The organism is Dolichospermum planctonicum (assembly GCF_005402965.1).
Taxonomy (GTDB): Bacteria; Cyanobacteriota; Cyanobacteriia; order Cyanobacteriales; family Nostocaceae; genus Dolichospermum; species Dolichospermum planctonicum.
In genome coordinates, this window is the sequence record NZ_BJCF01000026.1 from 12245 (window position 1) to 28468 (window position 16224).

12 protein-coding genes, 1 tRNA gene and 1 pseudogene are annotated in these 16224 nt (G+C 34.1%); 3 read left to right on the forward strand and 11 right to left on the reverse strand.

Going from position 1 to position 16224, the window contains the following annotated elements:
* Nucleotides 1-66: 66 nt before the first annotated feature.
* The 8 genes from FFO06_RS12270 to FFO06_RS12305 all read right to left on the reverse strand — a co-directional run bounded on the left by FFO06_RS12270 (nt 67) and on the right by FFO06_RS12305 (nt 9359).
* Nucleotides 67-2859 carry an Eco57I restriction-modification methylase domain-containing protein gene (locus FFO06_RS12270; RefSeq protein WP_162501195.1) on the reverse strand — a complete coding sequence of 931 codons (2793 nt, stop codon included), beginning with the start codon at nt 2857-2859 and terminating at the stop codon, nt 67-69.
* A 51-nt stretch (nt 2860-2910) separates the two neighbouring features.
* Nucleotides 2911-3324, reverse strand: a complete 414-nt coding sequence (locus FFO06_RS12275) for a type II toxin-antitoxin system VapC family toxin (protein WP_137908297.1) — start codon at nt 3322-3324, stop codon at nt 2911-2913.
* Nucleotides 3315-3581 (reverse strand): hypothetical protein, encoded by a 267-nt coding sequence (locus FFO06_RS12280; RefSeq protein ID WP_137908298.1) that lies wholly within the window; start codon nt 3579-3581, stop codon nt 3315-3317. The genes FFO06_RS12275 and FFO06_RS12280 overlap by 10 nt, the downstream gene beginning before the upstream one ends.
* 187 nt (nt 3582-3768) lie before the next feature.
* Nucleotides 3769-7041 carry an Eco57I restriction-modification methylase domain-containing protein gene (locus FFO06_RS12285; RefSeq protein ID WP_137908299.1) on the reverse strand — a complete coding sequence of 1091 codons (3273 nt, stop codon included), beginning with the start codon at nt 7039-7041 and terminating at the stop codon, nt 3769-3771.
* A gap of 153 nt (nt 7042-7194) precedes the next feature.
* A complete protein-coding gene (locus FFO06_RS12290; protein WP_137908300.1) occupies nt 7195-7776 on the reverse strand; it encodes a Uma2 family endonuclease in 582 nt (193 codons plus the stop codon).
* 216 nt (nt 7777-7992) lie between these two features.
* Nucleotides 7993-8466: a PAM68 family protein gene (locus FFO06_RS12295; RefSeq protein WP_137908301.1), complete on the reverse strand. Its 474-nt coding sequence runs from the start codon at nt 8464-8466 to the stop codon at nt 7993-7995.
* A 12-nt stretch (nt 8467-8478) separates the two neighbouring features.
* Nucleotides 8479-8748: a 30S ribosomal protein S15 gene (gene rpsO, locus FFO06_RS12300; protein ID WP_028082300.1), complete on the reverse strand. Its 270-nt coding sequence runs from the start codon at nt 8746-8748 to the stop codon at nt 8479-8481.
* Between the two features lie 134 nt (nt 8749-8882).
* Nucleotides 8883-9359, reverse strand: coding sequence for a hypothetical protein (locus tag FFO06_RS12305; protein WP_137908302.1), 477 nt, complete (start codon nt 9357-9359; stop codon nt 8883-8885).
* A gap of 170 nt (nt 9360-9529) precedes the next feature.
* Between FFO06_RS12305 and FFO06_RS12310 the strand changes: the two genes are divergently transcribed.
* Nucleotides 9530-10795: a hypothetical protein gene (locus FFO06_RS12310; RefSeq protein WP_137908303.1), complete on the forward strand. Its 1266-nt coding sequence runs from the start codon at nt 9530-9532 to the stop codon at nt 10793-10795.
* A gap of 102 nt (nt 10796-10897) precedes the next feature.
* Here the strand turns inward: FFO06_RS12310 and FFO06_RS12315 are convergent, their stop codons facing one another.
* Together FFO06_RS12315 and FFO06_RS12320 are read right to left on the reverse strand one after the other, a co-directional pair.
* On the reverse strand, nt 10898-12043 hold the full coding sequence (locus FFO06_RS12315) for a SpoIID/LytB domain-containing protein (RefSeq protein WP_137908304.1): 1146 nt from the start codon (nt 12041-12043) through the stop codon (nt 10898-10900).
* A 96-nt stretch (nt 12044-12139) separates the two neighbouring features.
* Nucleotides 12140-12211 (reverse strand) — tRNA-Gln (locus tag FFO06_RS12320).
* A 430-nt stretch (nt 12212-12641) separates the two neighbouring features.
* Here FFO06_RS12320 and FFO06_RS12325 point away from each other — a divergent pair.
* Nucleotides 12642-13988 carry an ammonium transporter gene (locus FFO06_RS12325; RefSeq protein WP_370743736.1) on the forward strand — a complete coding sequence of 449 codons (1347 nt, stop codon included), beginning with the start codon at nt 12642-12644 and terminating at the stop codon, nt 13986-13988.
* 208 nt (nt 13989-14196) lie between these two features.
* Nucleotides 14197-15405: a 4-hydroxy-3-methylbut-2-enyl diphosphate reductase gene (locus tag FFO06_RS12330; protein WP_137908306.1), complete on the forward strand. Its 1209-nt coding sequence runs from the start codon at nt 14197-14199 to the stop codon at nt 15403-15405.
* A gap of 102 nt (nt 15406-15507) precedes the next feature.
* On the opposite strand, the pseudogene FFO06_RS12335 reads toward FFO06_RS12330, so the two are convergent.
* Nucleotides 15508-15654 (reverse strand): annotated as a pseudogene (locus tag FFO06_RS12335) (zinc ribbon domain-containing protein); the annotation flags it as partial.
* Nucleotides 15655-16224 lie beyond the last annotated feature (570 nt).

Genomic DNA, 16224 nt, shown 5'->3' on the forward strand with positions numbered 1-16224 from the left:
TTTGTACTATAAGTGGGACAGACATTTAGACCATTACACTGATTTTAGCATTTCGGTAGCTGATATTTAATCATCATCTTCTTCTAGTTCTTTACCCAGGCGATATTTTATATCATAGTTGATGATAAAGTCTAATTCTGCTTCTGTAAATCCATAATGTTCTGCTAATATCTTATCTATTTCATCTATGATAGGTTTGGATAATTTGGGAGAAAAGAACTGAACTTTTAATATACCTTGCTTGACATAATTAATATCTTTCATGATTGAGTTTTTTTGTAAATCTAACATTAATTGTTGAGCAAGTTCTGATAATGAAAGTTTAATACTATTACTCACTTTGTTTAAATTAAACAAAAATCCGTTGACTTCCCGTTTATTAACATTTCTACAATCTGATAAAGATAAAAAATACCAGAAAAATAACGAGGATAAATAAACAGATAAAACAGCATTACAATTAATTTCTAAATCAAAATTTATTGTTTTTAACTCAGAAGTTGTTTGTGTTTTCCCTAGAGAATTTATGATTGTTGGTGGTTGATTAAGGAATTGTAAAAAATATCTTAATTTTCTAGTATGATATAAAGAATACTTACCATTTTGACTTGTTTGTTCACCTAATGTTTTTTGTTCTTTAATAACTTTCTCAAAAACGCTAATCTCTAAAATTGTTCCAAATTTTGGAATAGAGGTTAAGTAAAATAAATGTTCTGGAATAATAACATATTTCAAGAGTTGAAAAAGATAATTTCTTTCTTCATGATACCACCGATAATATTTACTAGAATATACCAAATTATTGCTTATACTTTTTTGTAAACTTATTAAACTTTTTTTTCCAATACAAATACATAAATGTTTATCTACATTTTCAAATAGCTTAGATGGACGCATTGCATAAGTGCTTATCCAAGTTTTTACATAATTTATTTGTACTAAATTACGCAGTAAATCAAATCCATTTGTACTAACAAAAGATATTGGAATAATCATTCCTAACCAGCTTTTTTGATGAGAAATATAAATACTTCTTTCTATTAAGAATGAATATAAATCATTACATTTTTCTGTTTGATAACCTTTAATTTCATAATCCTTTTTGACCTTACTATATTCCACATAAGGAGGATTACCAATAATCACATCAAAACCCCCACGACTAATAATACCATAAAACTCCACAAACCAATGAAAAGGACAATGAGATAATTTCCACTTTTCCCACTCCTGCTTCTTCTTAACATCTATCCCATATTCCCGCGCTAAATACTCATTCAAATCCTCATTTAAAATATTTAAAGTTTCTTGTATCATTTGTTTATTTTTATAAGTTTGATTACAAGTTTGCATTATTTTAAAAGTTTCATAAACTTCTATAAATTGTTGAGAACCTTCAACGGCTTTTTTAACCTGATCATAATTAGCAAAACCCACCAAACTATTACCCGCACGAATATTAAAATCAATATCTGGTAAAGGTTCAATCCCATAATTAGGTAAACTATGATTAGGAGTTACCTGTGCTACTAGTTTTAAAAATAAACGTAATTTACAAATTTCCGTCGCTTCCTCCATAATATCCACCCCATAGAGATTATTTAACATAATCTTTTTGAGAATAAAATAACGTTGGTTATGATGAAATTTCACATCATTTAAAATTTGTTGAAATTGCTTGATAGTCTTATTCTTATTATTGTTATCATTATCCTCTAGAAAACTGGTCATTTTTTCTAAACAAGCATCATAAAGAGGTTCAAGAATATTCAAAGCAGCAAATAAAAAAGCCCCACTCCCACAAGTAGGGTCAAGAATTGACATTTTACCTAATTGGTCATAGATACTATATAAAAATTGCGGATCTTGACAATTATTAATGACATCTTCTGCAAATTGACGAATATTCAAGTTATAAGTAATTAAATCATTGATATTCTTAACCTCTCCATTAACTAGCTTTTCTCTGATTTCTAAATAACGGGTTTTTCTGGTAATATATTCTCTCCAAATTTCCGTAGGTAAACCATAATTATCATCTGCTGGTTGATTCCAATTCTGTCTTTGAGAAACATCATTTAAACCTCTAGCAATATGTTCTGGTAATGGTAAATCTACTCCGGTTTTCACTGCTTCATAAATATAGCGTTCTGGGTAATCTTTTAATAAGTTCCAAAAATCGTAATTTTCACTTTTGACAGCATCAAATAAATAGGGAATAATACAATTTTTACTAATATATTCTGTGATATCTTCTTTAGTATAATATGCTCCCATTTGTTTTTGGTTAATGTACTTTTCAAAGATATAACCTAAAACATCAGGGTTAATTTCATGATCATTTTTTAGTGGTCTTTCATCTAAATACCAATTATACTGATCAAAGAAGTTGAATATTTGAGTAAAAGCGGTATCGGGAATTGTAATTTGAGGATAGGTTTGTTCTAAATAATGGACTGTGAATAAACCCCCGTTTAAATAGGGAACTTTTCCTAAAAGTGCTTCTAATTCGGTATTTCTGTTCTGATTTCCTAAACCTTGATGAAATAATTTTAGCAGGAAATAACGATAAAATGAGTAAAACTGATTATTTTCTTTGTGTTCTTGACATTGATTTAATTTGGTTCTCAAATAATCTAAATCATTGTTTAAAAAACCTTTACGTTGAATAAAGTAAATGAACATTAAACGGTTCAGCATTAAGGAAGCGTACCATTCTTGATCAAATTTCACGGGAATACCATCAATAAAATCTAAAAATGTTTTATATTCTTTCTTGAAGTTTTCATAAAATTTCTTAGTGATTTTATCTATTAATATTTTATTATTTTTTGTGTTAATTATCTCTTTAATTGTCATCACTTTTAATTATGCTGAGATGTTTTAAAAACTTTATTCGCTATTATAGTCCTAAATAAAATCTGCTAAACAACTACCTAATTTTAAATTTTCTATATGTTGAAAATCACTATCATAAGTAAATAAGATTAAATCATGTTGAATTGCTGTAGCTGCGATCCAAATATCATTAGTAGGTATAGGTTTACCTTTTTTTCTTAATTGATGGTAAATTATAGCATAATATTCTGATGTTTTTTCATCTATAGGAAATATTTTTATTCTACTAGATTCTAAAAATTTTTCTAATTCATAACGGTTAGTTTCTTGTTTATTTCCTAAAGCAAAACCTCCTAATAATTCTCCTATAATGATTGTATTTATGGCAATAATATCTACATTTTCAATTATTTCAACTGCTTCATTTTGATGACGTTTAAAAGCAGTATAAGCATTTGTATCTATTAAAATTGATTTTATAGCCATAATTTTTGATCTATTTCATTAAATTGTTTAGTATTAAGTAAAAATTCAATTTCATCTTCTTCACTCCATGTTCCCGCAAGATAATCTAAATCATGATAAGGGTAAGAATTAGAGAGATGTTTTTCTGGGGATGATATAATTCCTTTTTTTACATGATTTATTTTATCTGTAAATTCTTTTATCCACTGATAAAGGTTATTCAGTTCTTCTTCTGGTATTTTGTCAATTTCTGCTTGAATAAGTTCTTTTACAGTCATAAAGTTTACTCCTGTTGTTAATTTACATATTATAACACTTTTATCAATTGTTAATTATCTTTATCTCCTAATTGTTTGTAAATTACTTGACTAGTAATTTTATATAAGTATGAATTGAACGCAGATAAACGCAGATAAACGCAGATAGTTTTGTACTTCATTATACTAGGAAAAGTTATATTAATTATCAATTATCGTCTTCTTCTAGTTCTTTACCCATGCGATATTTTATATCATAGTTGATAATAAAGTCTAATTCTGCTTCTGTAAGTCCATAATGTTCTGCTAATATTTTATCTATTTCATCTATGATAGGTTTGGATAATTTGGGATAATACTCATCATAAATTACCTTACCAGTGGTTTTGTATGATGCTTCTTTGCGAAATGAATTTTTCTGGAAATCTTTCATTAATTTATCTGTTAATGTTATCAGTTGGTTTTTAATATCTGTAGACATTTTATCTAAACCTACAGGGAAATTTTCTATTTCTCTCATGTTTAAATGACGACAATCAGATAAAATAATAAACCACCAATAAAATAAAGAACTATTTAAGATAGCTACTACAGTTAAACTATCTAATTCTGTTTTTAAATATATTGGTTTAACCTGTGATGATATTTTATTTCCTTCCTTTTCATTCCAAAAATAAGGGATAAAATTTATAGTTCTTATCCAATATTGAGGAGCATTATGAAAATAAGCTATATAATCAGAATTTTTGAGAAAATTTAAACTTATTTTTTGATAATTACTAATTTTATTGAAAATGGATAAACCCAAACCATCATTAATTTTAGGAATAGAACCTTTTAGCAAATAATTAGTAATATTTTGATAGCTTATATTATGAAATAAAATATTTCTAGTTTCTGAATACCAACGAATGTAATTAGTTGAATATACTTTTTTATCTTGACAATTAATATTTTGTTGACTAATTACAATTGTAGCTCTAATATGTTCTAAACCATCAAACAGTTTACCAGGACGATCATCAAAATTAGCAAAATACAAATAATCCGAATATTGCATTAAATAAGCTTGTAAAGATATCATTCTATCGGTACAAACTATTGGTAATTGTACAATCATTCCCATATAACTTTTATTAATGGCAATATTACCACTTCTTTCGATAGTTAAACCATACAAATTACCACATTTTTCTGTTTGATAACCTTTAATTTCATAATCCTTTTTGACCTTACTATATTCTACATAAGGAGGATTACCAATAATCACATCAAAACCCCCACGACTAATAATACCATAAAACTCCACAAACCAATGAAAAGGACGATGAGATAATTTCCACTTTTCCAACTCCTGCTTCTTCTGAACATCTATCCCATATTCCCGCGCTAAATACTCATTCAACTCCTCATTTAAACTATCCAATGACTCTTGTAAAAGTTGCTTAGTACCAGTAAAATCACTACCATTAACCGTAGAAGTTTGAATATCTCTAAAAGTTTGATAAACCTGACTAACTCGCTTTGCTTTCTCATCAATTCTTGTCATATCACTAAACAAGTCTAACTTCAATTGTTGAGAACCTTCAACGGCTTTTTTAACCTGATCATAATTAGCAAAACCCACCAAACTATTACCCGCACGAATATTAAAATCAATATCTGGTAAAGGTTCAATCCCATAATTAGGTAAACTATGATTAGGAGTTACCTGTGCTACTAGTTTTAAAAATAAACGTAATTTACAAATTTCTGTCGCTTCCTCCATAATATCCACCCCATAGAGATTATTTAACATAATCTTTTTGAGAATGAAATAACGTTGGTTATGATGAAATTTCACATCATTTAAAATTTGTCGAAATTGCTTGATAGTCTTATTCTTATTATTGTTATCATTATCCTCTAGAAAACTGGTCATTTTTTCTAAACAAGCATCATAAAGAGGTTCAAGAATATTCAAAGCAGCAAATAAAAAAGCTCCACTCCCACAAGTAGGGTCAAGAATTGACATTTTACCTAATTGGTCATAGATACTATATAAAAATTGCGGATCTTGACAATTATTAATTACATCTTCTGCAAATTGACGAATATTCAAGTTATAAGTAATTAAATCATTGATATGATTAATTTCTCCATTAACTAGCTTTTCTCTGATTTCTAAATAACGGGTTTTTCTAGTAATATATTCTCTCCAAATTTCCGTAGGTAAACCATAATTATCATCTGCTGGTTGATTCCAATTCTGTCTTTGAGAAACATCATTTAAACCTTTAGCAATATGTTCTGGTAATGGTAAATTTACTCCGGTTTTGACTGCTTCATAAATATACCGTTCTGGGTAATCTTTTAATAAGTTCCAAAAATCGTAATTTTCACTTTTGACAGCATCAAATAAATAGGGAATAATGCAATTTTTACTAATATATTCTGTGATATCTTCTTTAGTGTAATATGCTCCCATTTGTTTTTGGTTAATGTACTTTTCAAAGATATAACCTAAAACATCAGGGTTAATTTCATGATCATTTTTTAGTGGTCTTTCATCTAAATACCAATTATACTGATCAAAGAAGTTGAATATTTGAGTAAAAGCGGTATCGGGAATTGTAATTTGAGGATAGGTTTGTTCTAAATAATGGACTGTGAATAAACCCCCGTTTAAATAGGGAACTTTTCCTAGTAGTGCTTCTAATTCGGTATTTCTGTTTTGATTTCCTAAACCTTGATGAAATAATTTTAGCAGGAAATAACGATAAAATGAGTAAAACTGATTATTTTCTTTGTGTTCTTGACATTGATTTAATTTGGTTCTCAAATAATCTAAATCATTATTTAAAAAACCTTTACGTTGAATAAAGTAAATGAACATTAAACGGTTCAGCATTAAGGAAGCGTACCATTCTTGATCAAATTTCACGGGAATACCATCAATAAAATCTAAAAATGTTTTATATTCCTTTTTGAATTGATCATAAAATTTCTTGGTAACTTTATCAACATCAAAGGCTTTTTTAGTCTTCTTAGTAACTTCTAATAAAGTTAAATTTTCTTCCTCTTTAATACTAATATAAATTGTTTCTAACTTTTGAATTAAACCCTCCCCCGACTGATGAATATAATAATGATTTTCTCGACTAGTGACGGGTTTTCCTGGTTCGCGTCTTACCCATTGCCAAATTTGTTTTTCTTGACCTTTATCGGTATAAATAATTAAATGTTCTTGACTATAACTAGTAACTTCTATATCAATCTTTTTTCTAATTTGAGAGTTGGGTAAAATCCCATTTTCAGGTAAACAATGATAAACCATTAAACCACGTTTTTGGGAAATAGCTTTTATGGTATAATTCTCCCCATTTACAGATAGATAAATAGGAGAAATATCAGCATAATCCCAACCTAATTCCTCAATAAACAGCGATGTAAAATCCGCTAATTGCAGGTATTTTTTAACTTGACTACGATTGAATTTCATAAAATGCACTCCTGGTATAAATAACTACAGCTTAACCCACCATTTTCAGTGATTTAAGTGATTTATATAGCGATAAAATACCTGTCTTCATCCTGTACATCCTGATTCTGACAGTGGATACTCAACATCATAGCATAGCGAGCCACATTATAGCTACATGATAGCTACATTGATAACATCCTCATATATATCTGTCATTTCTAAAATTAATCCAACAGAATCTAAATGTAATTTATCATCACGATTAATCAAGGTTTGTATAGTCCAATTTCTTTTTTCATCTTGACGATAAACCTCTACCTTAACTTGATCCTGAGAAATCAAAATATATTCTTTCAAACTTGCTAAACTGCGGTAATTAAGAAGTTTTTCCCGTCTATCTATAGTTTCTGTACTTGGTGATAGGACTTCGATAATTAAACAAGGATAATTCAAAAAATAACGGTCTTGATCTTCCGTGTCGCAACTGACGATGACATCAGGATAGTAAAATATAGTTTGATTCTCATTAGCTAAATTTATTCTTACCTTCATGTCTGACATGAAAACATTACAGGAACTACCCCGTAACTGAGAACGCAAACGCGAATAAACATTTCCAGAGATTATATTATGTTCTTTACTACCTCCAGCCATAGCAAAGACCTCACCGGCAAAATATTCATGACGAATATCGCTAGTTTGTTCTAATTCCAGATATTCTTCAACAGTGAAAAAGTAAAGAGGGGACTGCATAATTATAATTTTTTCGGGTATAATTTTTTCGGGTATAATTTTTTCGGGTATAATTTTTTCGGGCTTGATAATTCTCAAATTATGATCAAATCCTTTACCAATTTAACAATATAGCGCCAGGTATTTTTGGCTGCATATTGGGTATAAACCAGAAAAAACTTATTTTCCAACTTACCCCAGATGACAGTTATGACCTGGACGCTGATTATTAGATGATTATGAGACGTTCTTTTTCCGGGTATCACGCCAAACTTCGGCCATCCTTCCCCAGTTAGTGCTAAATTCAGCTAAACCGATCATATTTCCCGGTCTTTCCTCGTCCCAAGAAGCGGAAAGAACACCATAGGTAATTCCTACTACTCCTAAACCAAATAATCCCATATTCACCAATAAAACGGCGATAGGCGGAAGTTGGATATGAGCTAGAGTAACTAGCAGATAGCTAACTACCAAACTAGCAATACCTAAAAATGTAGGAATACCGCAAAAAGCAGCCACTCTGCGAATCATGCGCTGGCTCACCACTTCAGGAATAGCCATTTCTTGTTTAGAATAACGACGTTGCTGTTGCGGTTTTTCCTGGGTTTCTTGGGTCTTAAGGACGGGCTGAGTTATAGCCTTAGCGGGTTTTTGACGCTTTTTGTTTGGTTCAAAAGGTAATTTACTACGTTCTGATTCTTCAGCAGCCATAAGAATTAGTTCCTAACCGCGAATACCGAGACGAGTAATTAAAGCTTGATATTTTTCCCGGCTACCTGCTTGGATGTAGGCTAAAAGACGCTTTCTTTGACCAATCATCTTCAATAATCCTCTGCGGGAGGAATGGTCTTTCTTATTAACTTGCAAATGTTTACTGAGTTGGTTAATCCGGTCAGTGAGCATTGCTACTTGAACATCAGCCGAACCAGTGTCGGTTTCATGAACTTGGTAGCCAGAAATGATTTCTTGTTTGCGCTGTTGCGTCAGAGCCATGATAGATTAGATCTTTATTGTTTGTAAATTTGTGTAGCAGTTTCCTATAATATCACACCCATCCATTCCTGTGGCAACTTCCTGATCAGGAGTCAGGAATGCAGCAATCACCCATTACCGTCAACCATTACCGCTTACTCTGGTGATTTAAGAGCTTGATCTAAAATTTGTCTAGCTTGTTCGGCTTTTGATTTTGCTTCCTGGTAACGGAGATTGGCCTGAGCAAAATTTTTGAGAACCTTAAAACCTTCTTTGAGATTGGTTATTTCTTCCTCGGTGACGGATTTATCAGTAAATAGCACATCAATGGCTTTGCGAATTTCTAAGGCTTCTGTGCGTGATTCTTGGACTTTTAACTTTAAAGAAGCTAAATTACTGAGAATTTGCACCGCTTGGGTAATTTCATCTTCACGACTAGAAGTATCTGTAGTTGGTTCTTTGATTTCAATTAACTGTTGGGGACTAAATCCTGCTTCTAGTTCGGTTGGTAGTTCCCCTGCTTCCATAAGTTCCATTAGCTGATCCATTGCTTTGTCACGGGCTTTAGCGGAATCCTTACCAGGAACAATCAGGATAATTTCTGGACTTTGAGGAATAGTGTATTGAACCATAGGTGTATATATAAATTTCAGCTAATTGGTGATAGGTACGGAATAATGAATTAACCGCAGTCCAGAAACCACTATAAGGTATTATTGTATTTCCGAACCGCAAAGACAAGAAATATTAGTTCAATTATACTTAATAAAGGTAAACCAAAATATAACAAAATGACAAATTTATGACTCCCAATTCCGCCATTATGCGTTCTGTGGAACAACTGGGCTACCGCGTCACCGTTGGTGATGTGGCCACCCAGATAGGATTAAATATAGCTGAAGTCAATCAAGGTTTATTAGCCCTAGCTGCTGACGCTGGGGGACATTTACAGGTTGCAGAATCAGGTGATGTTGTTTACCAATTTCCCCGCAATTTTCGAGATATTTTACGCAATAAATACTTGCAAATACGGTTGAAAGAATGGTGGCAAAAAATCTGGTCTGTGCTATTTTACCTAATTCGGATTTCTTTTGGTATTCTTTTAGTTGCTTCTATCATTTTGATTACTGTGACTATTTTCATTATTATCACTGCTAGTTCAAATCGGGATGATGATAATCGCAGTGGTAGTGGTTCTAGAAGTAATAATTTCTTCTTTTTCCCTGATTTATTTTGGTATTTTAGCCCAAATTATGGCGATAATTACCAAGAACGACGGAGAGAAAAGGGCGAAAATAGTGAAATGAATTTTTTGGAAGCGGTGTTTTCATTTCTCTTTGGTGATGGTGATCCTAATGCTAATTTGGAAGAACGCCGCTGGGAAGACATTGGGGCTGTGATTAGCAATAATCAAGGTGCAGTAGTAGCAGAACAAATTGCTCCTTATTTAGATGATATTGGCGAAAAATATCAACAAGAATATGAGGATTATATGTTGCCTGTGCTGGTAAGATTTAATGGATTTCCCCAGGTAAGTTCAGAGGGTCAAATGGTATATTATTTCCCAGAATTACAGGTAAGAGCTAGTAAAAAACAGCGGCGTTCAATATCTGAATATCTCCATGAATTTTCCTGGAAGTTTAGTGCAGCTAGTTCTGGACAAATTCTCCTCAGTGCGGGTTTAGGCGGAGTGAATTTTGTTGGGGCTTTGATTTTGGGAAATTTATTGAGAGATGGCACAATTGCGGCTCAAATCGGCGGATTAGTTGCTTTTGTGCAAGGTATTTATGGATTGTTATTGGCCTATGGTACAGGGTTTTTAGCCATTCCCTTAATTCGATATTTCTGGATTAAACGGCGTAATGATAAAATTACTACTCGCAATTATCAACGCCAAGAACGAGCTAGATTATTAGCAGGTGCGGATACTTCTTTGCAGAAGAAAATCGCCTTTGCTCGTGAATTTGCAACGGAAAAAATCATTAGTAAAGAAGATTCTGTTTATTCCACAGAAACAGATTTATTAGAACAGGAATTTCAGAATAAGCAAATAGGGGATAGGGGATAGGTGCTAAGCCACGGGGACAGGTGCTACGCCACGGGGACAGGTAATTGGTCACTAACAAATATTTCCCTGCTCCCTATTGCCTATTTCCTCTTGTAAGAGTGCCTATTTTGCTTGAATGGGTGTCAAGGCTACACCTTGATAGTAGTATCCTAAAATTTGTAGATGGTTTGCACCACGTTTTGCTAATTCATAAGCCCCCCATTGGCTCATTCCTAAACCATGACCAAAACCTAATCCCTGGAGGATAAAACTACCATTTGCGTCTTTATTCACAATGAACCGCGTACTTTTAATTTTTAGTGCGGTTCTCACTTCTTCACCTTGGAGAATTTTAGTGCCTTTATTACCGATGATTTTCAGAGTTTTGACACTTCTAAAAGGTGAAACATTTTCGATAATCATCTCTTTGACATTACCAATACCGAAAATTCTCGCACTAATTTCTCTGGGAGTGAAGGTCTTTGTCCAGTTACATTCTTTGATCTTTTGGTCAAAATCGGGAACGGCACGCAAATAAGGTACTCTGGTACTCCAGACATCTTCTACGTTTTCAGTGTGTCCACCAGAACAAGCATGAAAGACGGAAAGAATAATTTGATTATTGTAAGTTAATATCTGGCCTGCTGTCTGGTCTGCTGCGTTGTAGGTTTTGGGAGATTCACTGCTTACACCTTTATAAATTTGCCAACGATCTGGACTATCCCCTAAATCATACACCGGATTTCTTCTCTGTCTTTCGCGCTCATAAAGGGCATAGGTACGGGCTGCTATGGCTTGGGCTTTGAGGGCTTCCTCCGGCCAGCTAGAATTCATTTCTCCACCAATGACGCTGTAGAGATATTCTTCTAAATCTACCCAGTTCACAGCAGTTAAGCCGTTACCTGTGGGTACTACTAAGGTTCTACCACGAAACCAGCGATCGCCAATATAAACATACCCCTTATTTGTCGGTTCAATCCAAAATAACCCTGATTGCCATCTATCTAAAGCCACTCCTCCCGCAACCGCTTGAGCGGGAAAGGGTTTCATTCCTGGTAATTCTCCTAGTGTCTTACCCCTACTATCTTTAACAATAGCGGTTGTGGAAGCACCGACTTTTACCTGTTTAACTTCTCTTGCAATTGCCACACGCAGAATTACAGACGCTTGAGCAGGAGCAAGCAAGACAAACCAGAGCAGTATACCTATCCACCAATGTCTACCTTTAAGTTCAGAAAAAAAACTGCTTAATAATAGTTGAAATTTCATTTTAATTGTTTAATCATAAGCGTCTACTGTTCACCTTCTATATACTTTTATATATTTGTACTTTTATATATTTGTATATATTTGGTTCTTATATAACTGGGGCGCTAGGATTCGAACCTAGGGATGGCGGGACCAAAACCCGCTGCCTTACCACTTGGCTACGCCCCAAGGAATTAACTTTAGATAATATAGCAGTCCTTGTAGGATAATGTCAAGTGTTTTGGAAAAAAATTTTTTTTGCTGATGGGGAATGGGCAGTTAGGGGGTTTTTGAGAAAAAAAATATTTATTTATTACTGATTGCCAAAAAATCGGGAGTTTGTACAATGTGACATTTTCTAAAAAATTGTATTGATAGTAACAGAATTTTCCATGTCAAGATCACTCAGATAGAAATATAAAAAAAGATCAAATTTTTAGTAAAATTTTAGTTAAGCTGATGTTAAGCTGACTAGAAAATTAGAATTTAAGTAACTTTTAAGACAGAAAAAAGTAGCGAAAAATACGAATTGTATTGAATCAGGATCAACATCGTAGACGCAGAGGAAAGAACACAAGTGTTGAAGAAATTAGTTATTACTGGGTGTTTAACTTTATTGATGCTGGGGGGGTTGTTAACAGGGAATGCTTGGGCTGCGGAGTCAACGGCTGCACCACCTCCCGATACGGGAGATACAACATTTATGTTGATCTCATCAGCCCTGGTATTGCTGATGACACCCGGATTAGCGTTCTTTTATGGTGGGTTTGTGCGATCGCGCAATATCCTAAATACGTTAATGATGAGTTTTGTATTGATGGCCATTGTTGGAGTCACTTGGGTTCTGTGGGGTTATAGTCTTTCCTTTGCCCCTGGTTTACCTTTCATTGGTGGTTTACAGTGGTTAGGTTTAAACGGTGTTGGCTTAGAAACAACAGGTTATCTGCAAGGTTCAGCCCCAGCAGAAGTGGTATCCTACGCGCCAACAATTCCCCATCAGGCATTCATGATCTATCAAGCCATGTTTGCTATTATCACTCCAGCATTAATATCAGGTGCGATCGCTGAACGGATGAGTTTCCGTGCCTATTGCCTATTTGTAGTGCTGTGGTCAACGTTAATTTACACACCCTTAGCACACATGGTGTGGGCAAAGGGGGGATTTTTAGGTTTATATGGCGGTATAGGCGCTTTAGACTTTGCTGGTGGGACAGTAGTACATATTAGTTCTGCTGTTTCGGCACTAGTAGCAGCAATTGTCCTCGGTCCGAGAAAAAACTATCCAGATCGTCTGAGTCCTCCCCACAATGTCCCCTTTATTTTGTTGGGTGCCGGCTTGCTTTGGTTTGGTTGGTTTGGCTTTAACGCTGGTAGTGCCTTATCCGCTGGCACGGTGGCCACAGTAGCCTTTGTTGCTACTAATACATCTGCCGCCGCAGGGTCGTTAATGTGGTTGATTCTAGAAGCTACATTACGGGGAAAACCCACCGCTGTAGGGGCAGTCACTGGTGCGGTCGCTGGTTTAGTTGGAATCACCCCAGCGGCAGGATTTGTCACCCCTCTAGCGGCACTTTTAATCGGTTTTATTACTTCCTTCGTCTGCTTCTATGCTGTCAGTTTCAAGCACAAGTTACAGGTTGATGATGCCCTAGATACCTATCCTGTCCATGGTGTTGGCGGTACTATCGGGGCGATTTTAACGGCTTTCTTTGCCACAACTGAAGTTAATTCTGGCGGTAAGGACGGGGTACTCCGTGGTAACTTGAGTGAATTATTTGTGGAATTGGGGGCAATTGCTCTAGCCTATATCATTGCTGGGGTGGGGACTTGGATCATTCTGAAAATTATTGCGGCTACAGTTGGTTTAAGAGTCCCAGATCAAACAGAAAATCAAGGCTTGGATATCCATGAACACGGGGAAGAAGGTTATAACTCCGAGTTCGCAGACCGAATCTCTAATAAGTAATTTAATTTATTAGGGATATTTTAGGGATATTAATGTAGGTAAGAGGTAAGAGGTAGGAAAAATCTAATATCCTACCTATTCCTCTTCCCTGACTGGTGTTGTGAATATTTATGAAAAGAAATATGATTTTGATAAATTAAAATTTCCCATCTCAATTGCCTCCAGGCGCGAGAAAATTAAAAATAGTCATTTTAGTCACCAAGTCCAAATGGATACAAAAGCTTTTAAACGCAACCTGCAACATTCAGCCAATTACAATCGTAAGGGCTTTGGTCATCAAGAGGAAGTTGCTACCCAGTTACAATCGGAATATCAGAGTAACTTGATTCAGGAAATCCGGGATTCTCACTACACGCTCAAGCGCGGTGATGTGACGATTCAATTAGCACAAGCATTTGGTTTTTGTTGGGGTGTGGAACGTGCTGTAGCAATGGCTTATGAAACCCGCCAGCATTTCCCCGCAGAAAGGATTTGGATTACCAACGAAATTATTCACAATCCATCAGTTAACAAACGGATGCAGGAAATGCGGGTAGAATTTATTCCCGTCATTGACAAAGTCAAAGATTTTTCTGTTGTTGGTAGCGGTGATGTGGTGATTTTACCAGCTTTCGGTGCAAGTGTTCAAGAAATGCAAATTCTGAATGATAAAGGTTGTCAAATTGTTGATACTACTTGTCCTTGGGTATCTAAAGTTTGGAACACTGTAGAAAAGCACAAAAAAGGTGATTACACATCAATTATTCACGGAAAATACAAACATGAAGAAACCGTTGCTACTAGTTCCTTTGCTGGGAAATATTTGATTGTTTTGAATTTAAAAGAAGCAGAATATGTAATTAACTATATTCTCAATGGTGGCGATCGTCAAGAATTTTTAACTAAGTTTGCTAAAGCTTGTTCTGCCGGATTTGATCCTGATCAAGATTTACAACGGGTAGGAATTGCTAACCAAACAACCATGCTCAAAGATGAAACCGAAAAGATCGGTAAAATGCTAGAGCGAACGATGATGCAGAAATATGGACCGGCAGAGTTAAATCAGCATTTTCAAAATTTTAATACTATCTGTGATGCCACTCAAGAACGTCAAGATGCGATGTTGGAACTGGTGAAAGAAAATCTGGATTTAATGATAGTAATTGGTGGATTTAATTCATCAAATACTACCCAATTACAACAGATTGCTTTTGATCGGAATATTCCTTCTTATCACATTGATAGTGTTGAATGTATTCAATCAATTAACAAGATTGAACATCGAGAATTAACGGGAGATTTGGTAATTACAGAAAACTGGCTACCAGCAGGGGAAATTAAAGTTGGTATTACCTCTGGTGCTTCTACACCAGATAAGGTGGTTGAAGATGTAATTGAGAAAATTTTTGCACTGAAAACGACAGCAGCTTTAGTTTAAGTCTTGGTGGTAATACTAACCTGCTATATAAAATCTAGACAAAGCTAGACTTTATTTTCTACTTCAATGGGAGCATGGGAGCGGTTATCCCTCAGTAGACTTTCACGCCAAAGCCTGACGCGATAAATTAATTGCGGGATTTAGATCCCTATCCATCTCAAAACCGCAGTTCTCACAATGAAAAGTTCTTTCCGATCAAGAAAGAACTTCTTTTTTGTGTCCGCAGTGAGAACAAGTTTTACTTGATGGATTAATATTTCTTGGGTTTTATTTAACTTGAGTTTTGTCTTGATGGATAAAAGCATTGGCCGATTTCAACACTGTATTTGATCATTTAATTCTGACACATTTTGCCTAGTTTTTTAGCTAACTCATGAGAGTTATACATCAAGTAATGGGAGGCTTTGTCTATATTTGTATGGGTTTATCCATTAAATAAATTGTCAACTTAGGACAAGCTCTAGTATAAAAAAGAGGTTAGTATGGTAAATCATCATGGGCTAAAGTTTGTGCCATCACAATTGGTAATTGTTTACATCCCCCATTAGTATGATTACTGCCAGCTAATTTTATGAAAAACATACTCCTGATGACAGATGACTACTGATATTATTCCGTAGTTAAATTTTAAATACAGAGAATTTACTGAAATCAGGTAAAAAACTCACAGTTTACTTATTTATCAAATCTCACGAACCAAAAATACTCAAAAATACTCAAAAAGATTAATTGACAATATTGCCTTTTTATGCTTATAAGTTCAAATCTCAGGGTAGCTCGATTGGAAAGCAATAAAAAAAACAATTATTTGTTTCATGC